Genomic DNA, 21,538 nt, shown 5'->3' with positions numbered 1-21,538 from the left:
CGTAGTCAAGAGGGAAACAGCCCAGACCACCAGCTAAGGTCCCCAAGTAATCGTTAAGTGGAAAAGGATGTGGCGTTGCTTAGACAACCAGGATGTTGGCTTAGAAGCAGCCATCATTTAAAGAGTGCGTAATAGCTCACTGGTCGAGTGACGCTGCGCCGAAAATGTATCGGGGCTAAACGATTCACCGAAGCTGTGGATGCATACTTTGAGTATGCGTGGTAGGAGAGCGTTCTAACAGCGTTGAAGTCAGACCGGAAGGACTGGTGGAGCGGTTAGAAGTGAGAATGCCGGTATGAGTAGCGAAACATGGGTGAGAATCCCATGCACCGTATGACTAAGGTTTCCTGAGGAAGGCTCGTCCGCTCAGGGTTAGTCGGGACCTAAGCCGAGGCCGATAGGCGTAGGCGATGGACAACAGGTTGATATTCCTGTACCACCTCCTCACCGTTTGAGAAATGGGGGGACGCAGTAGGATAGGGTAAGCACGCCGTTGGTTGCGCGTGTTCAAGCAGTAAGGCGTGTATGTAGGCAAATCCGCATACTCTAACGTTGAGCTGTGATGACGAGCTCGTATGAGCGAAGTTCCTGATTTCACACTGCCAAGAAAAGCCTCTATCGAGGTGAGAGGTGCCCGTACCGCAAACCGACACAGGTAGTCGAGGAGAGAATCCTAAGGTGTGCGAGAGAACTCTCGTTAAGGAACTCGGCAAAATGACCCCGTAACTTCGGGAGAAGGGGTGCTTCTTTGGGTGCATAGCCTAGAGAAGCCGCAGTGAATAGGCCCAGGCGACTGTTTAGCAAAAACACAGGTCTCTGCAAAACCGTAAGGTGACGTATAGGGGCTGACGCCTGCCCGGTGCTGGAAGGTTAAGAGGAGCGGTTAGCGCAAGCGAAGCTGTGAATTGAAGCCCCAGTAAACGGCGGCCGTAACTATAACGGTCCTAAGGTAGCGAAATTCCTTGTCGGGTAAGTTCCGACCCGCACGAAAGGCGTAACGATCTGGGCACTGTCTCAACGAGAGACTCGGTGAAATTATAGTACCTGTGAAGATGCAGGTTACCCGCGACAGGACGGAAAGACCCCGTGGAGCTTTACTGTAGCCTGATATTGAATTTTGGTACAACTTGTACAGGATAGGTAGGAGCCAGAGATCTCGGAGCGCCAGCTTCGAAGGAGGCGTCGGTGGGATACTACCCTGGTTGTATTGAACTTCTAACCCATGCCCCTTAGCGGGGTAGGAGACAGTGTCAGGCGGACAGTTTGACTGGGGCGGTCGCCTCCTAAAGAGTAACGGAGGCGCCCAAAGGTTCCCTCAGAATGGTTGGAAATCATTCGTAGAGTGTAAAGGCATAAGGGAGCTTGACTGCGAGACCTACAAGTCGAGCAGGGTCGAAAGACGGGCTTAGTGATCCGGTGGTTCCGCATGGAAGGGCCATCGCTCAACGGATAAAAGCTACCCCGGGGATAACAGGCTTATCTCCCCCAAGAGTCCACATCGACGGGGAGGTTTGGCACCTCGATGTCGGCTCATCGCATCCTGGGGCTGTAGTCGGTCCCAAGGGTTGGGCTGTTCGCCCATTAAAGCGGTACGCGAGCTGGGTTCAGAACGTCGTGAGACAGTTCGGTCCCTATCCGTCGTGGGCGTAGGAAATTTGAGAGGAGCTGTCCTTAGTACGAGAGGACCGGGATGGACATACCGCTGGTGTACCAGTTGTCTTGCCAAAGGCATCGCTGGGTAGCTATGTATGGACGGGATAAGTGCTGAAAGCATCTAAGCATGAAGCCCCCCTCAAGATGAGATTTCCCATTACGCAAGTAAGTAAGACCCCTGAAAGACGATCAGGTAGATAGGTTCGAGGTGGAAGTGCGGTGACGCATGCAGCTGACGAATACTAATCGGTCGAGGACTTAACCACATTTTATTGCACAAACTCAATGAAACGTTTATCCAGTTTTGAAAGAATGAAAATTCTTTTACATAGGCTTTTTAAAGCCCACTATAGTGAAGTGATGATGGCAAAGAGGTCACACCCGTTCCCATACCGAACACGGAAGTTAAGCTCTTTAGCGCCGATGGTAGTTGGGGGCTTCCCCCTGTGAGAGTAGGACGTCGCTTCGCTCAAAAAGTCGCTGCTGATTTAGTCAGTAGTGGCTTTTTTATATTATTGAAAATTGTATAGGTTACTATAGAATATAAAGAGTAAACCAAAGATCGTGTCTTAACGGACTACTTTCTTTGGTTTTTCTATTATTAAAGTGTTTTACCTGTCTAAATAAGGTAGCTTAAGTAGTTGACCATTAAAGCAGAAAGAAATACGATTATTAAATGTAAAAAGTTTTACAAGGCATAACAGTGGAGGAAGTAACATGACAGCACCATTTTTAATGGTAGTGGACCTACGATTAATCGAACAGCAAGTAAATAAAATACTGCAGGCAAAGTTAGCATCAAATGATAAGAAAATTGTTTCAGCTGTAAGAGAGCTGGCAATTGCAGAGCTAAGAGAAAAACTGACACATGTAAATGAAGATATTATTAAAGAAGTAGAAACAGTTGAGGATACTATCGGGGCAGAACTATTTTTCCAAAGCTTAAAGTCATATACTATTCCGTTTAAACCGATTTCCGAGCAAGGTTTGCAAAAGCTTTTTAAAAAAGATAAGAAGCTGAAGCTGCCTAGACTAGAAATGATTGATTGGCAAACAATCAGCTATCTGTCATGGGTTGATAAAGGGACGAATCGCCAATACATTGTACTGGAAAAGGAAGGCGATTATACAGCATTACGTGGAGTTGTTGATGCTCACAATCCTATTAAAGGTGTTTGTTCGATTTGTAACCAGCATAGTGCAGTCCATTTGTTTACAGCTACAGTAAAGGGCAATGGGGATAACTATACATCTTACAGCAATTACATATGTGATGATTCACAATTATGTAATCAAAAGGTCAGTGATTATGAAAAACTTCAGGAATTTGTTGACCGTAATTTAATTTAATCTATTGGAAAAGTCATCGTCATTTGATGGCTTTTTATTTTGAAACTTTTTCCTATTCTAACCGTAAAGGAAGTAAAGAATGAAGTGGGAGGAAGAGTCATGCGAAAAATTGCTTATAGTTTAGCTGTTGTGTTATTGCTGTCAGCTTGTAATGGTGAAGATACGGATAAGTCAACGGCAGAAGAACAAACAAAGCAGGAGGTTGTGCATATGGAACAAGCGTTATTAGGAAAGTGGCAAGGAATGATTGAGATTCCGCAGTCGCCTCTTGAAATTATACTAAATTTGGAAGAGTCGAGTGGGAGTATTTCCGTACCTGCACAAGGACTGAGTGACTTTGCATTTGAATCAATTAAATATAACAAGTCGGATGTAGCCATCACCATTAATTTAGCCGGATCTCTCGTTAAAATTGACGGGAAGCTAAATAACGAAACAATAGAAGGAACGTTCACACAAAATGGACAGTCCTTTCCAATTACGTTAAAGCCTTATACAGAGACACCAGTTACGTATGATGAGCTATCGATTCCAGTTTCCGGCGGACAGCTTAAAGCCGCGTTGGAAATGCCTGATAAAGCTACGGGCGAGCTTGTTATTATCCATGCAGGGTCTGGACCTACTAATAAAGACGGTAATACAATTGGAGCTGGTTCGAACAATAGTTTAAAGATGATTGCAGAAGGGTTAGCGGAGAAAGGAATTGCTTCTATTCGGTTCGATAAGCGTGGAGTCGGTGAGAATACGGCATTAGTTAAAAAAGAAGAAGATTTAACGTTTGATGTCTATGTCGAGGATGTTAAATCTATTGTAGATTACGCTAAAAAGGATGACCGATTTAATGAAATTCATTTATTAGGTCACAGTGAAGGTGCATTAATAATGACCATTGCTGCCCAGCAAAACGATGTAGCTTCTCTCATTTCGGTAGCAGGTATTGGTAGACCTGCTGATGAAGTTTTAATGGAGCAGTTATCAGCAAGCTTACCTCAGAACTTATTGTCGGAATCGGAAAAAATACTGCAGCAATTAAAAGCGGGTAATGAGATGAAAACAGTGTCACCACAGCTCCAATCATTATTTAGACCATCTGTTCAACCATATATGATTTCATGGCTTAAATACGATCCCCAGCATGAAATTAGTAATGTTAACGTTCCGATAATCATCCTTCAAGGTAAAAAAGATATTCAAGTAACCGAAGAAGATGCGAAAAATTTACATGCAGCAAATAATGATGCGACAATACACTACTTCGATAAGATGAATCATGTATTAAAGGATGTAGAAGGCGACCGAGAACAAAATCTTGCGAGCTATTACAATCCTGACTTACCGCTAACAAAGGGATTGATCGAAGAAATTACTGATTTTATAAAACAGTAAAAGGGAAAGAAGTATTCATTATAAGTGGCTCTTCCCAGGGAGGAAGAGCCTAATAAATAAAATGTTCAAATTATTTCAAAAAACTACTTGTATAAATTTAAAACGTTGCTATAATAATAAATGTACGAAAGATGGCTTGTACATCAATGTATAATAGTAGCGTTCCGAAGTAGCTCAGTTGGTAGAGCATCCGGCTGTTAACCGGCAGGTCGCAGGTTCGAGTCCTGCCTTCGGAGCCATTTTTTTTGCCTTTTTACTATTAAAAATAAATAATAAAACTTTTTTAAAAAAGTTTTAAAAAAGGCTTGCACTAGATAAAAATTGATGATATTATAAATCTTGTCTTAAAGAGAACATCTTATAAAACGGCCCGTTGGTCAAGTGGTTAAGACACCGCCCTTTCACGGCGGTAACACGGGTTCGAATCCCGTACGGGTCACCATTTAAGGCTTCATAAAAAAATAAAGCAGTAACACTTGTTATGTATGGAGGATTAGCTCAGCTGGGAGAGCACCTGCCTTACAAGCAGGGGGTCGGCGGTTCGAGCCCGTCATCCTCCACCATTCAACTTTAACAGTGTTGCATCATTTGTCGGAGGGGTAGCGAAGTGGCTAAACGCGGCGGACTGTAAATCCGCTCCTTAGGGTTCGGCGGTTCGAATCCGTCCCCCTCCACCATCTATAAAATGTTTGGGGTATAGCCAAGCGGTAAGGCAACGGATTTTGATTCCGTCATGCCCTGGTTCGAATCCAGGTACCCCAGCCATTTTTTTTATTTTTTATGAGCCATTAGCTCAGTTGGTAGAGCATCTGACTTTTAATCAGAGGGTCGAAGGTTCGAGTCCTTCATGGCTCACTTTTATTTTATAAACTTAGAAGTGTACTTAAATATCAAATAACAATCCTTTACTTAATTATAAGTAAAGGATTTTTTGCGTTTATAGAGGAAAAATCGTTTAGTTACTCGAAATTCTATAGAAGGGTGAGCGGAGAATAGAATAGATTAGAACAGAAAAGAAAGAACAAATGACAACATGATAGGGGATGCAGAAATGATGAATCAGAAAATTTCAATCGTAGGGGTACCATGTGATTACGGACAACAACGCCGAGGGGTAGACATGGGACCTAGTGCCATCCGTTATGCGGGCGTACAGCAGCGATTGGCCGATCTTGGCTATGAAGTTGAAGATGAAGGGAATATTCAAGTTATAGAGGGGGATGCAGCTGCAACGAAAGATGAAAAGCTGCTTAATCTGGATGAGGTAATCAAGGTAAATACAGCACTTGCCGAAAAAGTATATAACGTTGTAAAAAAGGATTACATACCGCTTGTATTGGGGGGCGATCATAGTATTGCAATTGGTACATTGGCTGGCCTATCGATGAAATATAAAAATCTGGGTGTCATCTGGTTTGATGCACATGCAGATTTAAATACACCGGAAACAACGCCTTCAGGAAATATTCATGGGATGCCATTAGCAACAAGTATCGGGCTAGGACATGAAAGGCTAACTTCGATTTTACATGCTGAACCTAAAATTAAAGCAGAAAACATTGTTATAATTGGCGGACGTTCTATCGATGAAGGGGAACGGGAGCTAATTAAAACACGAGGGATTAAAATATATACAATGCATGAAATCGATCGTCTAGGAATGACATATGTAATGGAAGAAACACTGAAACATTTTAAGCAGTTGAAAATTGATGGTCTTCATTTATCGCTTGATTTGGATGCGTTAGATCCTTTATATACTCCTGGTGTAGGGACACCTGTAGCAGGGGGAATTACTTACCGGGAAAGTCATTTAGCGATGGAAATGATACAGGAATCCGGGTTAATGACATCAGCGGAGTTTGTAGAAGTGAATCCCATATTAGATGAGCGAAATAAAACAGCAGAGTTGGCGGTTGCGTTAATCGGCTCTTTATTTGGCGAAACTTTAGTATGATTATTAAGAAAAAATTCGATTGGTCGTTATGAAGTTTGTTATAATAAAGGCACATATTTATGGGTGGAAAAAATTTTTAAAGAAAATGAAACCTTTTAATAAGCAATCCGTATATATAGAACAGCTGAAAAGGTGGAGAGGAAAGACAAATGGATGCGTTAGTTAATAAAAGAATAAAGCAAGTGCTTAAAGGTGATCAAAACGCATATGCCGACATCGTTAACCTCTACCAGCACAAGCTGTATCAAGTGTGCTATCGAATGCTTGGAAATAAACAGGAAGCAGAAGATATCGCACAGGAGGCATTCATACGTGCCTATATTAATTTACATTCGTATGATCAAAATCGAAAATTTTCAACATGGCTTTACCGAATCGGAACAAATCTTTGTATTGACCGGATTCGTAAAAAGAAGCCCGATTATTATTTAGATGCGGAAGTAGCAGGAACAGAAGGATTGGATATGTATTCTCAGATTGCCGCAGATGAGCAGTTGCCCGAAGAGGCCGTTGAGCAGATGGAACTTCAGGATAGAATACAATATGAAATCAGCCGTCTTCCCGATAAATATCGATCGGTCATTGTATTAAAATATATAGAAGAGCTGTCCCTTCAGGAAATAAGTGAAATTTTAGATATGCCTTTAGGAACAGTTAAAACACGTATTCACCGTGGCCGTGAAGCGTTAAGAAAGCAGTTAAACAATTTGTAGGAGGAAGATACGCATGAAAACGTGTGCATCAGAATTCGTGGATTATATGCACGAATATTTAGATGGTGATATTAGTCGTGAGCATGAACAAATATTGAAGCAGCATTTGCAAACATGCCCTGATTGCCAACAACATATGCATGAATTAAGTGACACGGTTGCGTTTATCAAGAGTGCAGCACATATTACTGCCCCTCCGCGCTTTGAGGATCAAGTGATAAGTCGTTTACCGAAACGCAAAAGTTCTGCCGGCATTAAACGTTGGTTCCGTCAGCATCCTGTACTTATGGCTGCAGCAGTATTCTTTTTATGTATGAGTGCCACATTGTTAGGCAGTTTCCCGAATGATGATCAATTCTCCGTGACGAAACAGCCTAATTTAGTTATTGAAGGACAAACGGTAACAGTGCCGGTCGGTGAAGTTGTTAAAGGTGACATCGTCGTGAAAAATGGAGATATTATTGTCGAAGGAGAAGTGGACGGCAATATTACAGTGATCAACGGCAATTACATGGCATCTACGGCGGTTGTTACAGGGCAGGTAGAGGAAATCGATGAAATGTTCGAATGGCTCTGGTACAAAATTAAAGACGGCTTCAATAGAGCAATCGCTGTTTTTAATAAGTAATAACTTTGAACAATCAGCACGATCATTACAACAAAAAATAATATTTTCTAAATAAATCGGAACTTTTCTTAAAAAAAATCCGTTCTAGAATAGAAAGAAAAGTCTACTCTTTCGGGTAGACTTTTTTCTGTTAGGAAAGTTAATCACTGACAGAATTGTGCTATACTAAAACCAAGATGGAATAGCAAGTAAAGGTGGGGGATGCCACATGCAAATAATTGAGCAATTTACAGACATTGCTGCTGTAGATATGATTTTTAAAGTACTGGACGTACTGCTTGTATGGTACGTAGTTTATAAAGCATTGACCCTCATTAGAGGAACGAAAGCCGTTCAATTATTGAAAGGGTTATTAATTGTTGTGTTAGCAAAATTTGCTACCTACGTTTTCGGTTTAGACACCCTTGATTGGTTATTGCAAGAAGTAATTGATTGGGGTTTCTTAGCAATTATTATTATATTCCAGCCGGAAATTCGTCGAGCCCTTGAGCAAATCGGACGAGGTAAGATTTTCCAGCGGACGAATAACCAGCAGGAAGATGAACAGACACGCTTAGTCGAAGCGATGAAAAAATCTGTAAGTTATATGGCAAAGCGTCGAATTGGAGCACTTATTTCAATTGAAAAAGATACAGGATTAAATGAATATGTGGAAACAGGTATCAAGATGGATGCCGCGATTTCTTCTGAATTAATGATTAATATTTTCATCCCTAATACACCGTTACATGACGGGGCCGTAATTATACAGAAAAACCAGATAGCCGCTTCGGCATGTTACTTGCCATTGTCAGAAAGTGCATTTATTTCCAAAGAACTTGGTACACGTCACCGGGCAGCACTTGGGTTAAGTGAAGTAACAGATGCAATTACAATTGTTGTATCCGAAGAAACAGGTGCGATTAGTATTACTGCTAATGGTAATTTACACCGTAATCTCAATATTACAGAATTTGAAGAATTACTGCGTAAACTATGGTTTGGTCCTGAACAAGATTCTAACTTAGCATCTAAGTGGACTTGGGGAGGGAAAAAGAATGGATAAAATATTTGATAGCTCATGGATGCTCCGTTTAACCGCTTTGTTTTTAGCGGTGGCACTATTCCTGTATATTCAAACAGAAGAAAAACGTGAAACGGACTCGAGCACATCCAATGAAACAGATGTCATCACAAATGTGCCATTGGAAGTGTATTATGATTCTGATAATTTATTTGTTACAGGTCTCCCTGAAACGGTCGATGTGAAAATTTCAGGGCCGAAACAAATCGTAATGAAAACAAAGCTTGAAAAGGATTTCAAACTTTTTGTCGATTTAAACTCATTGTTAATTGGTGAACATAGCGTTACAATACATCAAGAAAACTTTTCGGAAAAACTGGATGTATCAATTGAGCCTAGAATAATTAATGTAACCATTGAAGAAAAGGTTACTGAACAGTTTCGCGTTGAGCCGGAAATGAATAACCGCCTTTTAGCCGAAAACTTCGTACTGGACGAGATGACGGCAGAACCGTCAAAAGTGGCAGTAACAGGAGCGAAAAGCGTCATTGATAGCATAAGTTATGTAAAGGCGACGGTTTCTGGTGAGAAAGATTTAAATAAAACATTTGAGCAGGAAGCGGCTGTAAAGGTGCTAGACCGCGACCTGAATAAGCTGGATGTCAGCATTAATCCGGATAAGGTCAATGTAAAAGTAGAAATTAATGAATATAGTAAAGAAGTCCCGATTAAGATAAACGAAATTGGGGAACCAGTAGAAGGGCTTACAATTGACAGTTTATCCCCGGAAAAATCTAACATAACGGTATATGGTTCAAAATCTGTAGTGGATTCATTAAAAGAAGTTGTCGTAGACGTTGATGTTTCAAAAATAAAAAAATCCGGTTCCCACGAGTTTAAAATTGAGCTTCCAACAGGGACTACCAAGTTATCACAAGAGAAGCTTAAGGTAAACGCAACTGTGAGTGGAGAGCCAATTCGTGATCAGGGAAAAGATAGTGAAGCAGAAAAAGATGCAGATTCTAATAATGAAGGTACAGATGGCAACTAACTATCAATAAACAAAGCAATCCACTTTAGGTGGTAAATTTAAAAACGTATGGTATTTCAAGCGTTGAAGGAGAGAAAAAGTAAATGGGTAAATATTTCGGAACAGATGGCGTTCGCGGTGTCGCAAATAGTGAACTAACACCAGAGTTGGCATTTAAACTAGGCCGTATTGGCGGCTATGTGCTGACGAAGGATGCTAAAGATCGCCCGAAAGTATTAATTGGACGCGATACACGTATTTCTGGGGAAATGTTGGAAGGTGCACTTGTTGCAGGCCTTCTTTCAATTGGAGCAGAAGTTATGCGTTTAGGTGTAATTAGTACACCAGGTGTTGCGTATCTTACACGTGTCATGAACGCTGAAGCAGGTGTTATGATTTCAGCATCTCATAATCCTGTTGCAGATAATGGCATTAAATTTTTCGGTCCAGACGGCTTTAAATTAACAGACGCACAAGAAGAAGAGATTGAACGTATTCTTGATGCAGAAGAAGATACATTACCACGTCCAGTAGGTGCTGCTGTTGGTTCAGTAACAGACTACTTTGAAGGTGGACAAAAATATATTTCATACTTAAAACAAACAGTTGAAGAAGATTTTGAAGGATTACATGTGGCATTAGACTGTGCGCATGGTGCGACTTCTTCTTTAGCAACTCATTTATTTGCAGATTTAGAAGCAGATATTTCAACGATGGGTGCTTCTCCGGATGGACTGAACATCAATGAAGGTGTCGGCTCAACACATCCTGAAAAGTTAGCTGCATTCGTTGCGGAGCGCGGCGCAGACGTTGGTTTAGCATTTGATGGAGATGGAGACCGCTTAATCGCTGTAGATGAGAACGGTACAATTGTTGACGGTGACCAAATTATGTTCATCATCGGAAAATATCTAAATGCAAAAGGCCGCTTAAATAAAGGCACAATCGTATCTACAGTTATGAGTAACATGGGCTTCTACAAAGCGCTTGAAGACAATGAAATGACAAGTGTTAAAACAGCAGTCGGAGATCGCTATGTTGTAGAAGAAATGCGTGCAAATGACTATAACTTAGGTGGCGAACAATCGGGCCACATCGTATTTTTAGATTACAATACAACAGGAGATGGCTTGCTTACAGGTATCCAGTTAGTGAATATTATGAAAGCAACAGGCAAAAAACTTTCTGAGCTTGCAGGTGAAATGACGATTTACCCGCAAAAGCTAGTGAACGTGCGTGTAACAGATAAACATGCTGTAACACAAAATGAAAAGGTTGCCGCTGTCATCGCAGAAGTAGAATCGGAAATGGCAGGCAATGGCCGTGTATTAGTTCGCCCTTCAGGTACAGAGCCTCTAGTGCGTGTTATGGTGGAAGCAGCTTCTGAAGAGGCTTGCGAAAACTATGTTGTACGCATTGCAGATGTAGTTCGTACAGAAATGGGTTTAGCTGAATAAATCAAATAGACCGTACCGGAAGTGATGGAGACATTGCTTCCGGTATTTTTTTATGATGGATTTTCTAATAATCGGGTTAGAAGTTCAAATAAAACTAAAAAAGATCTAATAAAATGCCGTTCTTCTAATAAAAGCTTCCTATGTTCTAATATGTGCCATAACTTTTCAAATATCCTTATGAGAAGTTCAAATATCGGATGCAACTCGTCTAATATCGCCTCCAACTCTTCTAATAAAAAACACATAGTCAACGCTAAATGCCTTTTACCGCTTAAACCCAGTTATAAATTTTACCGTTTCAATGAATACTGAAACTGTTCTAATAAAAGAACATGACCTATTGAATTATGTTTCATGTTCAAGAATTCGGGGAAACAAAATAAAGTATCCTAATAAGACGAAGGAGTGTTTTACATTGGCTAAAATTGCAACATTAATTACTGACAAATTTGAAGATGTGGAGTTCACAAGTCCGAAACAGGCTCTAGAAGCTGCAGGGCATACAATTGTAACGATTGATAAAGAAGGCAATAAATCGGTTACAGGTAAAAATGGCGAAGCAACAGTTCAGATTGATAAAGGGGTAGCAGAGACAAGCCCTGAGGACTATGATGCGTTATTTATTCCAGGTGGTTTCTCACCGGATTTACTGCGTGATGATGAGCGCGTTGTAGCATTTGCAAAGTATTTTATGGATGAAAAGAAACCTGTCTTTGCAATTTGCCATGGACCACAGCTGCTTATTACGGCGAAGTCATTAGAGGGACGAGATGCAACAGGTTATAAATCAATCAAAGTTGACATGGAATATGCAGGGGTTAAATTCCATGATGAAGAAGTATTCGTTTGTCAAAAACAGCTTGTAACAAGCCGTACGCCGGACGATTTACCTGCATTTAACCGAGAAATTGTAAACTTATTAGAAGAAAAGGGGCTTTAATCGAGCTCTTTGCATACTATAGAAAATAGTGCATATCCCGTTTTGATGTCATGTGGAGTAAGTTTTGTAATCAGTGGGAATGACAACGTTACTGCTGTTACAGAACCTTTTCCCAAATCAAAACGGGATGTTTTTTCTTACGTGAGAAATTCACATATGTTAGAAACAGCCGCACTACTTCAAGAAAAAACTTTCTGTGAAGCGCTTTCAGTGATAGCGTAGGATTGACGGTGAAATTGTTTATGTGTATGATGTAAATGCTCAGCAAAAGGAAAATCGTTGAGCTGCGCAAAAGGGGAGAAAATCGCGCATACAAAATCGGAAAACAATAATAGCGCCAGAACTAAGGAAATCGAGCGGACGCAATCCTTAGTTGACGAGGTGGAGGTTTATCGAAATTTCGGCGGATGCCTCCCGATCGCACATGCCCGGTTGTAACTTTCGTTTTAAAACAGAGAAGTGATTCTCTGGACAGAAAAGCGAAACGGCATACAATTAAAAATAATATTCAGCTACATCACCTTTTTTAAAAAGAGCAGGAATGTTACCGGTGTGTGCAAGCTTTGCTAAACGAGAGCAAACAGCACCATTGCGTTCACTTTCCTAAAGCGCACTAGGCGAAAAAAGGCAGATTTCGTAGTCTGCTTTTGTGTTGCCGAAATGTGCTTCGATGTAGCGATTACATTGGAGGAAACGGATTATGTGTGGAATTGTAGGATATAACGGCGTATTGGACGCTAAAGAGATTTTATTAAAAGGTTTAGAGAAACTAGAGTACCGTGGCTATGATTCTGCAGGAATCGCTGTACACAATGAAGAAGGCGTAACAGTATTCAAAGAAAAAGGCCGTATTGCGGATTTACGTAAAGCAGTAGATGGCGATGTGGAAGCAGCTGTAGGGATTGGCCATACACGTTGGGCAACTCACGGAGTACCAAACCGCTTAAATGCCCACCCTCATACAAGTGCTTCAGGCCGATATACGCTTGTACACAACGGGGTTATCGAAAACTATCATTTATTACAAAAAGCTTATCTTAAAGGAATTAAGATGAACTCTGATACAGATACAGAAGTGATCGTACAGTTAATCGATTTATTTGCAAAAGAGGGCTTATCTACGTTAGAAGCATTCCGTAAAACATTATCGTTATTACACGGTTCTTATGCATTAGCGCTTTTAGATAATGAAGATGTGGAAACGATTTACGTAGCGAAAAACAAATCACCTTTATTAGTAGGTGTAGGTGAAGACTTCAACGTGATCGCTTCAGACGCAATGGCGATGCTGCAAGTAACTGACCAGTTTATCGAATTGCACGATAAGGAAGTTGTAATCGTACGTAAAGATAAAGTAGAAATCACAACATTAAACGGCCGCGTTGTTGAGCGTGCACCATATACAGCACAATTGGATGCTTCTGATATCGAAAAGGGAACATACCCTCACTATATGTTAAAAGAAATGGATGAGCAGCCTACTGTTATCCGTAAAATCATTCAAGCATATGAACAAGGTGAAGATGTTACAGTTGATAAAGATATTTTAAAAGCATTGGCAGAAGCGGACCGTCTATATATTATTGCGGCAGGTACGAGTTACCATGCCGGCTTGATCGGGAAACAGTATTTCGAGAAAATCGCTGGTATTCCAGTAGAAGTACACATTTCAAGCGAGTTTGGCTATAATATGCCGTTGCTATCGAAAAAGCCATTATTTATTTTCATTTCACAATCAGGGGAAACAGCAGATAGCCGTCAAGTATTAGTAAAAATCAAAGAGCTTGGCTACAAAGCGTTAACTGTAACGAACGTACAAGGCTCAACACTTTCTCGTGAAGCGGATTACACATTATTATTGCATGCGGGTCCGGAAATTGCTGTAGCATCTACAAAAGCGTATGTTGCACAAGTAGCTGTTTTAGCAGTAGCTGCCTATGCCGTTGCAAAAGAGTTAGGAATGGAACTGGACTTTGATTTAAAACAGGAGCTGGCAATCGTTGCAAACGGTATCCAGACAATTATCGACTCTAAAGAGGAAATGGAGCAGATTGCCGAAGATTATTTAAAAATCGCGCGCAATGCATTCTTTATCGGTCGTAATATGGACTTCTGTGTATCATTGGAAGGTGCATTAAAGCTTAAGGAAATCTCATACATTCAGGCAGAAGGTTTTGCCGGTGGTGAGTTAAAACACGGTACAATTGCATTAATTGAAGAAGGAACACCAGTCTTCGCTTTAGCAACACAAAAAGGTGTGGCACTTAACATTCGCGGTAACGTAAAGGAAGTCGTAGCGCGCGGTGCCAATGCATGTATTATTGCAATGGAAGGCATGGAAGAAGAGGGCGACCGTTTAGTTATCCCTTCAGTACATGAGCTATTAACACCACTTGTATCTGTTGTACCATTACAATTAATCAGCTACTATGCTGCACTTCACCGTCGTTGTGATGTTGATAAACCTCGTAACCTTGCAAAATCAGTTACGGTTGAATAGGATTTAATATAAAAAACCGTTCGCTTTTAAGTAAGCAAACGGTTTTTTATATTACTATAACGAGCAACTTTCCGGAAAATATTTATATAAAATAGTAAATAGTTTATATAAAGTTCATAATAAAGGTCTATACTAGAGAACGGAAATGGAAGAAAATTATATTTATCCAATTTTTAATAACTGTAAATTAATATTGAACAATAGTTTTTAAAAATAGGATAATTTATTTAGAGGTGATCAGTTTTCTAGTAATTAGAACAATTGAAGAATCGGTTCATATAAAAACTAAGGAGGATTTAAAATGTTTTTAGCAATTAAAGAAATGAAACACGCCAAAAAACGTTTCATGATGATTGGCGCAATTATTATGCTTATCGCATGGCTTGTATTTATTTTATCAGGATTAGGTAATGGCTTATCATCATTAGCTGCAGCCACAATGAAAAATATCGACGGAGATCTTTTTATTTATGAGGAAGGCTCTGAAGCAACAATGATGAAAACAAAGGTATCAGGTACGATTGCCGATGATGTGGAAGGACAATTTGGTGTAAAAGAGGCTGCTAAATTTGGACAATCTACTGTTATCGTGAAGTCACCGGATGCGAAAGATAAAGTGGACGTCGCGTTTCTTGGAATCGAACCAGGGAAGTTTATTGAGCCAAAAGTTGCTTCAGGTAACCAGTTATCTGCTGAAGACAAAATGGGTGTAATTATCGATGAGTCATTACAGGAAAAAGGCTATGAAATCGGCGATAAAATTGAGGTAACAAGCTCAAGCATCGAATTAACAGTAGTCGGTATTACAAAAGGTGAAACATTCAACCATTTACCAAGTGTATTTGTAAACGTAGACGTTTGGCAAAGCTATGCATTTGCAGCACCAGGATCAGATAATGGCCTAGAGAGCCCAGTAGCAATGATCGCATTACAAGGTACAGACATTGACGCTGAAAAAATCGAGGACAACTATGCTGAAATTGATACATTTACAAAATCTGAAGCTGTAATGGGTATGCCAGGTTATAAAGAAGAAAGCGGCACAATCTATATGATGCTTGCCTTCCTATTCATTATTTCAGCTGTAATTATTGCAGTATTCTTCTATGTATTCATTTTACAAAAAACACAACAGTTTGGTGTTATGAAAGCAATTGGTGCATCAGACAGCTTTATTAAAAAATCAATTATTTCTCAAGTATTCGTGTTATCACTAATCAGCATCATTGCCGGCATTGTATTAACGTACTTGACTGCTCTTGTTTTTCCAGAGGGAATGCCGTTTAGCTTAGACTTTAAAATGGTTATTTTATATGCCATTGTGTTATTAATTGTTTCTGTTTTAGGTTCTGTTATTTCAGCCCGCCAAGTGACAAAAATTGATCCTTTAACAGCGATTGGGAGAGTGGAATAAATGACAGGTTTAGTACTGAAAAATGTAACGAAAACATTCAAAGAAGGGTCTTCTACAGTAGATGCATTAAAAAATGTATCGCTTACAGTAAACCCGGGTGAGTTCATCGCAATTATCGGTCCATCAGGTTCAGGGAAAAGTACACTTTTATCGATTGCAGGAGCATTACTTCAGCCATCGACAGGTGAAGTACTTGTTAACGGGACTGATATCGGCAAGATGAAGGAAAAAGATTTATCGGCTTTTCGCTTAACAGATGTCGGTTTCATTTTACAAACATCGAACTTAATTCCTTATTTAACAGTGTTAGATCAGTTGTTGCTTGTACGTAAAATGAAAGGCAAAGTTACAGCTGAAGATACAAAATTTGCAAAAACATTATTAACGGAATTAGGATTGGGCGATAAGTTCAACAAATTCCCGAATGAATTATCTGGTGGGGAACGTCAACGTGTTGCGATTGCTCGTGCGTTCGTGAATAATTCAAACATCATTTTAGCGGATGAACCAACAGCAAGTTTAGATTCTAAGCGCGCATTTGAAGTTGTAAAGCAAATCCGAAAAGAAGTTAAAGAACGTAACAAAGCAGCAATTATGGTAACCCATGATGAACGTATGCTGGAGTTCTGCGATAAAGTTTATCGTATGGAAGACGGAATTTTAACTTTGGAAGCATAATCAAATTTAATAATCTTTACCGTATTTAAAGTAAGCTCATACTTTAAATACGGTTTTTTTATTTTCATAAATTCCCCTTACTAACCATACGACTAACTATACTCAGTGAAAGGTGATATCGATGTGGCTACTAGGGTTTTTATGGACTTCTGCAGGTATATTCATTGGTGGCGTGCTCGCTTGGCTTTTTAAAGGAATTAACAAGAAAGCACATATTATTTATGCGCTTTGTACTGGGATTATTTTAGGTTTGATCAGTTTTGAGGTACTCCCGGAAGCGGTAGAGTCAGGCGGCTGGTTAAGTACGGTTATCGGATTCATTTTGGGGATGATGCTATTCAAATTGCTACATAGCAGATTGCATTTTAGAGAAGATAAAAGTCACACTGTAAAGAAATTATATATTCGAACTGGCCTATTATTGATGCTTAGTTTTGCGGTTCATAATTTACCGATTGGAATAACGTTAGGAGCCAATGAAGAACCAGGGCTTACAAAGGTCTTACTGCAAACTCTTTTATTTCATAGTATTCCCGAGGGAATAATTTTGTTTATGCCATTAGTTTTGGCTGGGTTAAGTCTATTTGCGATTTTATTAATTTCACTACTCGTATCGATTCCAGTTGCTTTAGGTGTTTTTATCGGTGGTTTTCTAGTTCATCCGTTCCTTAATACGATCTTCATGAGTTTCGCTATGGGGATGATCTTTACCGTTACCGTATCAGAAATCTTATATCCGGCACTTCATAAATCTACAGTACTAAAAGTTGTATGCTGCACATTAATCGGATTTGGACTAATCGGATATTACCTTCATTTACTTTAGAGTTATTAAAGGTGACTATCAATTTTAACTTATTTGGAAAATTATGTACTTGAATATGTTAAACTACTACATACAATCACGAACAAATGGAGGAAATTTATGGTCGATATAAAAAACTATGAATCATTCATGAAAATTGAAGCGATCCATAAAGGATGGTCGGACGATAAAAAGTACTATATTGAAACAGCTACAGATGAGAGGCTGTTACTGCGCATTAATGATATAGCAGAGTATGACAAAAAGAAAAGGGAATACGAAATTATAAGCAGTTTAGCTGAAAGAGGTTTGCCTGTTTCACACCCAGTTGATTTTGGAATATGCGACAACGGCAAAAGTGTCTATACGATTTTCGTATGGTGTGACGGTGAAGACGCGCAACAGATACTGCCGAACCTGACAGAAGCCGAACAGTATTCATTAGGGGTGAAATCAGGGCAAATACTGAAGGGAATTCACAGTATTCCTGCACCGGAAGAGCAGGAAGAATGGGCAACACGATTTAACCGTAAAGCGGACAGTAAAATTAAAATGTACAAAAACTGTGATGTGAAAATAGCGGGTGACGATAAAGTTATTCGGTATATTGAAGCGAACAGACACCTCCTCGAAGGCAGGGAGCAATGTTTTCATCATGGAGATTACCATGTTGGAAATATGATTATATCCCCAAAAAAAGAGCTATATGTTATAGACTTTAACCGCAGTGACTACGGCGACCCGTGGGAAGAGTTTAACCGGATAGTGTGGAGTGCCGATACGAGTCCGTACTTTGCCACAGGGCAGCTTAACGGATATTTTAACGGAACACCACCGATGGAATTTTTTGCATTGCTTGCATTTTATATAAGCAGTAATATGCTGTCATCCATTCCTTGGGCTTTAGATTACGGGGAAGAAGATTTGAACATCATGAAAAATCAGGCTAAAAACGTTTTGGAATGGTTTGACGGAATGAACAATCCCGTCCCAACTTGGTATAAGGGAGAATTAAATTTGGTTGATCAAAAGCTGGAGAGCAATAAATAGAATAGAACGGAGATGAAAAAATGGGAAAAGTATTTTGGATTCCACTAATTTCCTCCTTTGCGACGATAGCCGTATTATATTTTATCGGTTATTTAGCGGACATAAATTTTCTTATATTTAAAATTTCACTCTCACATACTGAAATAGCTTTGCTGCCAATCTTTGTGGGGGCAGCAGTAGGGATAATAACTGAACGGATGCTTAAGAGGAAGGAGGGGGAAGTTAAATGATTGCCTATTACTACGATCAGCTTCATACATGGGGGAAAGAAGACGATTTCTTCATGGAGTTGCTACAATTAACAAAAGCTAAAAAGATTGCCGACTTGGGCTGTGGTACTGGCCGGGTAACGATAGAATTGGCAAGGGCCGGTTATGAAGTAACAGGAATCGATCCAAATGAAGAAGCCGTTCTTCGAGCTCAAAACAAAGCTCATGCACAATCGGTTTCATGGATAATCGGCGATAGCAAGGACCTTACAATTAACTCATATGATGCAGTATTGATGACAGCGAATGTGGCACAGGTTTTTATTTCGGAAGAGAGCTGGAATAGTGTACTGCAAGATGTATTTAAAGCATTAAAGCTTGGTGGGCACTTTGTTTTTGATGCGCGGAATCCTCAGGCAAAAGTATGGGAAGAATGGCAAAAAGATGAGACAGTAGACGAGCTTCAAGATATTCATACAGGGGACCCGTTGCTGTACTGGGATGAATATGAAGGTCTAGATCGGAATGTTTTTACCTTTTATGAAAAAATCAAAAATATTAATACGGATATTACATACGAAGCAAAGGTTCAGCTAATATTCCGTAGCTTTGAAGAAATTTCGTCCTCTCTTAAAGAAGCGGGATTTTCGACAGTGAACGCGTATGAAGATTTTAAATTACAGCCGGCTACGAATCAGGCAAAATCGTATGTCTTTCATTGTATGAAATGATTTGAATGATAATAGAACAGGAGAGGATTTTTTGGATAACATACTGGAAAATGCTTATCAAATTTCGGGAGTGATCCTCCTCATATGTGGTGTATATTTTTATTGGCATTTTAAAAAGTTGAAGAAACAAAACAAGCTTACATCCTCAGAACGTGCGGTTTACATTATTACACGAATTGCGATGTTTGTTTTTGCAGGGAGCTATTTTCTTCTGTTTTTAAATAATTCATAATGGCTGGGACAGTTAAGTTTGTCCCAGCTACAGTATTAAAATAGTAAATCCGATATCACTTGGATAATTAAAAGGAAAAATATAATGGGGAGCAGAATTTCAACCCATTTTCTTTTTAAATAAGGAATGATTTTTAAACCAATATGTGAGCCGACAATCGATCCGACAGCTACCGGTACAGCGACTCCCCAATTAACAATGCCATAAAATAAGTAAAATAAAAAAGCAGTCGTACAGCTTGCAAACATTAAAAAGCGAGTCATTTCAGCAGCCATTACATAGCCGACTTGTTTCTTCAGAAAATAGGTAATGTTAAGAAGTGCAGACCCTGTTCCTAGCCCGCCATCATAGATGCTGATAAAAAACGGCGCGATTAAATTAGTTTTCTTTTCGATATCCGGCTGCTCACTTACGACTTCTTTCTTCTTCCTTTTAATAACAAAAAAGAACATTACGATCAATACAGTACAGGCAACGATATTCATCGTCTGTTCCGCTAATCTTGTTGCTAAAAATGCCCCGCTTATACCGCCGCTTGCAGCAATCAGCATAAAAGGAATCATTTTTTTCAGCGAGACTCTTTTTTTCATCGTTAAAACAATGACAGTCGAAAATGAAGAAATGCCTGTTGCAAATTTATTAATCGCGACAGTCGCATGAATCGGAATTCCGACTAACAAGAGAGAAGGAAGCAATACGAATCCAGCAGCCCCAAACATGACCCCTACAACGGAAGCAAGTATGCCAATAGCGAATAAAATGAGCCCGTCTACTGATAGCCACTCTATAAATAAATTCTCCATACAAATCCCTCCTATTCTCAAAATACTGCTATACTACTCATAAAACAAATATATATATTTTGTGTATTCATAAATAGAAGTTATGAGTGGGGTGAGAAAATGAATTTACATACGCTAAGAATCTTCACAAATGTTGCGAAGCTAGGCAGTATAACAGAAGCAGCAAAACACCTTCATATCAGTCAGCCTGCTGTTACTGTGCAAATCCGTAAACTTGAAAGAGAAATCGGAGTTAAACTTATTGAAGGTAAAGGAAGAGGGATTCAGCTAACATATGAAGGTGAATTTCTTTATGAGCAAGGGCTACGGTTATTTCATCTGGAAGAGCAGATTGATGAAAAGTTTAAAAACTTTTTGGAAAAAAAGGAGAATATAAAAATCGCTTCTTCCTATATTTCAACGAATTATATTTTGCCGCCAATCATTGCAGGCTATAAAACGGAAAATCCGAATATCGATATGTATGTTTCACTAGGAAATGTTCAATCTGTTGAACGTCTTGTTCTTGATTATAAAGTCGATTTTGGTTTCGTAGTGCAAAGCAATATAGGTCATGAAGATTTAAACTTCGAAAAAATAATGGATATTCCATTTTGGTTTGTTGTTCATCCAACACATCCTTTAGCAAATAAAGTAGTATCGATTTTTGAGCTAAGTCAACATGATTTTATATATAGGGAACGAGGCAGTTCAACGCTGGACTTGATGGAGGCTATTTTTTATACGCATAATTGCCCGTTACCGAGGTTTGGCTTACAAATAGAAGGAGTACTGGAATCGATTAAAGTTGTTGAAGCGGGGTATGGAATGGCAATTGCTCCAGCATTCAGTGTAAAAGAAAAGTTATCGCAAGGCAGCATTGCACGCGTTTTTGTAGATCAGGTGGAAATCAGCCAGAGCCTATTTTGCTGTACAAGAAAAGTGGATAAGATGACGCATCCGTTTATTCAATATTTGAAGGAGAACTTAAGCAATTTAGATATTTAAATTGCTTTTTTT

18 protein-coding genes, 6 tRNA genes and 2 rRNA genes (1 of these 26 only partly in view) are annotated in these 21,538 nt (G+C 39.6%); 25 read left to right on the top strand and 1 reads right to left on the bottom strand.

Annotated elements, in window-relative coordinates; translation table 11 throughout:
• The 24 genes from MKY51_RS17140 to MKY51_RS17025 all read left to right on the top strand — a co-directional run.
• Positions 1 to 1,919: ribosomal RNA gene (locus MKY51_RS17140) — 23S ribosomal RNA — on the top strand; it begins 1,010 nt to the left of the window's first position.
• Positions 1,920 to 2,006: 87 nt separating this feature from the next.
• Positions 2,007 to 2,122, top strand: a 5S ribosomal RNA gene (rrf, locus tag MKY51_RS17135).
• Between the two features lie 248 nt (positions 2,123 to 2,370).
• On the top strand, positions 2,371 to 3,003 hold the full coding sequence (locus MKY51_RS17130) for a FusB/FusC family EF-G-binding protein (protein ID WP_339174331.1): 633 nt from the start codon (positions 2,371 to 2,373) through the stop codon (positions 3,001 to 3,003).
• Positions 3,004 to 3,102: 99 nt separating this feature from the next.
• Positions 3,103 to 4,389 (top strand): alpha/beta fold hydrolase, encoded by a 1,287-nt coding sequence (locus MKY51_RS17125; RefSeq protein WP_339174329.1) that lies wholly within the window; start codon positions 3,103 to 3,105, stop codon positions 4,387 to 4,389.
• Positions 4,390 to 4,552: 163 nt separating this feature from the next.
• Positions 4,553 to 4,628 (top strand) — tRNA-Asn (locus MKY51_RS17120).
• 128 nt (positions 4,629 to 4,756) lie between these two features.
• Positions 4,757 to 4,831: transfer RNA gene (locus MKY51_RS17115), tRNA-Glu, on the top strand.
• Between the two features lie 45 nt (positions 4,832 to 4,876).
• A tRNA-Val gene (locus tag MKY51_RS17110) sits at positions 4,877 to 4,952 on the top strand.
• Positions 4,953 to 4,982: 30 nt separating this feature from the next.
• Positions 4,983 to 5,066: transfer RNA gene (locus MKY51_RS17105), tRNA-Tyr, on the top strand.
• A 13-nt stretch (positions 5,067 to 5,079) separates the two neighbouring features.
• A tRNA-Gln gene (locus MKY51_RS17100) sits at positions 5,080 to 5,154 on the top strand.
• A gap of 17 nt (positions 5,155 to 5,171) precedes the next feature.
• Positions 5,172 to 5,244, top strand: a tRNA-Lys gene (locus MKY51_RS17095).
• A gap of 196 nt (positions 5,245 to 5,440) precedes the next feature.
• Positions 5,441 to 6,346, top strand: coding sequence for an arginase (rocF, locus tag MKY51_RS17090; RefSeq protein WP_339174326.1), 906 nt, complete (start codon positions 5,441 to 5,443; stop codon positions 6,344 to 6,346).
• Between the two features lie 149 nt (positions 6,347 to 6,495).
• Positions 6,496 to 7,059 (top strand): RNA polymerase sigma factor SigW, encoded by a 564-nt coding sequence (gene sigW / locus MKY51_RS17085; RefSeq protein ID WP_008405972.1) that lies wholly within the window; start codon positions 6,496 to 6,498, stop codon positions 7,057 to 7,059.
• A 13-nt stretch (positions 7,060 to 7,072) separates the two neighbouring features.
• Positions 7,073 to 7,687: a zf-HC2 domain-containing protein gene (locus MKY51_RS17080; RefSeq protein ID WP_339174322.1), complete on the top strand. Its 615-nt coding sequence runs from the start codon at positions 7,073 to 7,075 to the stop codon at positions 7,685 to 7,687.
• Between the two features lie 208 nt (positions 7,688 to 7,895).
• On the top strand, positions 7,896 to 8,732 hold the full coding sequence (gene cdaA, locus MKY51_RS17075) for a diadenylate cyclase CdaA (protein ID WP_339174321.1): 837 nt from the start codon (positions 7,896 to 7,898) through the stop codon (positions 8,730 to 8,732).
• A complete protein-coding gene (locus tag MKY51_RS17070) occupies positions 8,725 to 9,741 on the top strand; it encodes a CdaR family protein (protein ID WP_339174320.1) in 1,017 nt (338 codons plus the stop codon). Before cdaA ends, MKY51_RS17070 begins: the two co-directional genes overlap by 8 nt.
• 83 nt (positions 9,742 to 9,824) lie before the next feature.
• Positions 9,825 to 11,177 carry a phosphoglucosamine mutase gene (gene glmM, locus MKY51_RS17065; RefSeq protein ID WP_339174317.1) on the top strand — a complete coding sequence of 451 codons (1,353 nt, stop codon included), beginning with the start codon at positions 9,825 to 9,827 and terminating at the stop codon, positions 11,175 to 11,177.
• 415 nt (positions 11,178 to 11,592) lie between these two features.
• Positions 11,593 to 12,117, top strand: a complete 525-nt coding sequence (locus tag MKY51_RS17060; protein ID WP_339174314.1) for a type 1 glutamine amidotransferase domain-containing protein — start codon at positions 11,593 to 11,595, stop codon at positions 12,115 to 12,117.
• Positions 12,118 to 12,817: 700 nt separating this feature from the next.
• A complete protein-coding gene (gene glmS, locus MKY51_RS17055; protein WP_339174312.1) occupies positions 12,818 to 14,617 on the top strand; it encodes a glutamine--fructose-6-phosphate transaminase (isomerizing) in 1,800 nt (599 codons plus the stop codon).
• A gap of 301 nt (positions 14,618 to 14,918) precedes the next feature.
• Positions 14,919 to 16,031, top strand: a complete 1,113-nt coding sequence (locus MKY51_RS17050; RefSeq protein ID WP_339174309.1) for an ABC transporter permease — start codon at positions 14,919 to 14,921, stop codon at positions 16,029 to 16,031.
• Complete coding sequence (locus tag MKY51_RS17045; protein WP_339174307.1) at positions 16,032 to 16,709, top strand: ABC transporter ATP-binding protein; 678 nt, start codon at positions 16,032 to 16,034, stop codon at positions 16,707 to 16,709. It abuts the gene before it with no gap.
• Between the two features lie 121 nt (positions 16,710 to 16,830).
• Positions 16,831 to 17,535 carry a ZIP family metal transporter gene (locus MKY51_RS17040; RefSeq protein ID WP_339174305.1) on the top strand — a complete coding sequence of 235 codons (705 nt, stop codon included), beginning with the start codon at positions 16,831 to 16,833 and terminating at the stop codon, positions 17,533 to 17,535.
• Positions 17,536 to 17,634: 99 nt separating this feature from the next.
• On the top strand, positions 17,635 to 18,564 hold the full coding sequence (locus MKY51_RS17035) for a phosphotransferase family protein (RefSeq protein ID WP_339174302.1): 930 nt from the start codon (positions 17,635 to 17,637) through the stop codon (positions 18,562 to 18,564).
• Between the two features lie 20 nt (positions 18,565 to 18,584).
• The gene (locus tag MKY51_RS17030; RefSeq protein ID WP_339174301.1) at positions 18,585 to 18,794 is read left to right on the top strand and encodes an ATPase; all 210 of its coding nucleotides are present in this window, start codon (positions 18,585 to 18,587) and stop codon (positions 18,792 to 18,794) included.
• Positions 18,791 to 19,504, top strand: coding sequence for a class I SAM-dependent methyltransferase (locus MKY51_RS17025; protein ID WP_339174299.1), 714 nt, complete (start codon positions 18,791 to 18,793; stop codon positions 19,502 to 19,504). Before MKY51_RS17030 ends, MKY51_RS17025 begins: the two co-directional genes overlap by 4 nt.
• 267 nt (positions 19,505 to 19,771) lie before the next feature.
• Here MKY51_RS17025 and MKY51_RS17020 read toward each other — a convergent pair whose 3' ends face one another.
• Complete coding sequence (locus MKY51_RS17020; RefSeq protein WP_339174296.1) at positions 19,772 to 20,539, bottom strand: sulfite exporter TauE/SafE family protein; 768 nt, start codon at positions 20,537 to 20,539, stop codon at positions 19,772 to 19,774.
• A gap of 99 nt (positions 20,540 to 20,638) precedes the next feature.
• Between MKY51_RS17020 and MKY51_RS17015 the strand changes: the two genes are divergently transcribed.
• A complete protein-coding gene (locus tag MKY51_RS17015; protein WP_339174293.1) occupies positions 20,639 to 21,526 on the top strand; it encodes a LysR family transcriptional regulator in 888 nt (295 codons plus the stop codon).
• Positions 21,527 to 21,538 lie beyond the last annotated feature (12 nt).

The organism is Solibacillus sp. FSL R5-0691 (assembly GCF_037974225.1).
GTDB lineage: Bacteria > Bacillota > Bacilli > Bacillales_A > Planococcaceae > Solibacillus.
The sequence above is the reverse complement of the archived record's forward strand: the minus strand, read 5'-3'. Positions and strand labels throughout refer to the sequence as shown.

Bases quoted from the DNA above. Each gene is read 5' to 3' on its own strand.
- rocF (WP_339174326.1), top strand. From the start codon at position 5,441: ATGATGAATCAGAAAATTTCAATCGTAGGGGTACCATGTGATTACGGA.
- MKY51_RS17045 (WP_339174307.1), top strand. From the start codon at position 16,032: ATGACAGGTTTAGTACTGAAAAATGTAACGAAAACATTCAAAGAAGGG.
- glmM (WP_339174317.1), top strand. From the start codon at position 9,825: ATGGGTAAATATTTCGGAACAGATGGCGTTCGCGGTGTCGCAAATAGT.
- MKY51_RS17015 (WP_339174293.1), top strand. From the start codon at position 20,639: ATGAATTTACATACGCTAAGAATCTTCACAAATGTTGCGAAGCTAGGC.
- MKY51_RS17040 (WP_339174305.1), top strand. From the start codon at position 16,831: ATGTGGCTACTAGGGTTTTTATGGACTTCTGCAGGTATATTCATTGGT.
- MKY51_RS17030 (WP_339174301.1), top strand. From the start codon at position 18,585: ATGGGAAAAGTATTTTGGATTCCACTAATTTCCTCCTTTGCGACGATA.
- MKY51_RS17125 (WP_339174329.1), top strand. From the start codon at position 3,103: ATGCGAAAAATTGCTTATAGTTTAGCTGTTGTGTTATTGCTGTCAGCT.
- glmS (WP_339174312.1), top strand. From the start codon at position 12,818: ATGTGTGGAATTGTAGGATATAACGGCGTATTGGACGCTAAAGAGATT.
- MKY51_RS17070 (WP_339174320.1), top strand. From the start codon at position 8,725: ATGGATAAAATATTTGATAGCTCATGGATGCTCCGTTTAACCGCTTTG.
- MKY51_RS17050 (WP_339174309.1), top strand. From the start codon at position 14,919: ATGTTTTTAGCAATTAAAGAAATGAAACACGCCAAAAAACGTTTCATG.
- MKY51_RS17025 (WP_339174299.1), top strand. From the start codon at position 18,791: ATGATTGCCTATTACTACGATCAGCTTCATACATGGGGGAAAGAAGAC.
- MKY51_RS17020 (WP_339174296.1), bottom strand. From the start codon at position 20,539: ATGGAGAATTTATTTATAGAGTGGCTATCAGTAGACGGGCTCATTTTA.
- cdaA (WP_339174321.1), top strand. From the start codon at position 7,896: ATGCAAATAATTGAGCAATTTACAGACATTGCTGCTGTAGATATGATT.
- MKY51_RS17035 (WP_339174302.1), top strand. From the start codon at position 17,635: ATGGTCGATATAAAAAACTATGAATCATTCATGAAAATTGAAGCGATC.
- MKY51_RS17080 (WP_339174322.1), top strand. From the start codon at position 7,073: ATGAAAACGTGTGCATCAGAATTCGTGGATTATATGCACGAATATTTA.
- sigW (WP_008405972.1), top strand. From the start codon at position 6,496: ATGGATGCGTTAGTTAATAAAAGAATAAAGCAAGTGCTTAAAGGTGAT.
- MKY51_RS17130 (WP_339174331.1), top strand. From the start codon at position 2,371: ATGACAGCACCATTTTTAATGGTAGTGGACCTACGATTAATCGAACAG.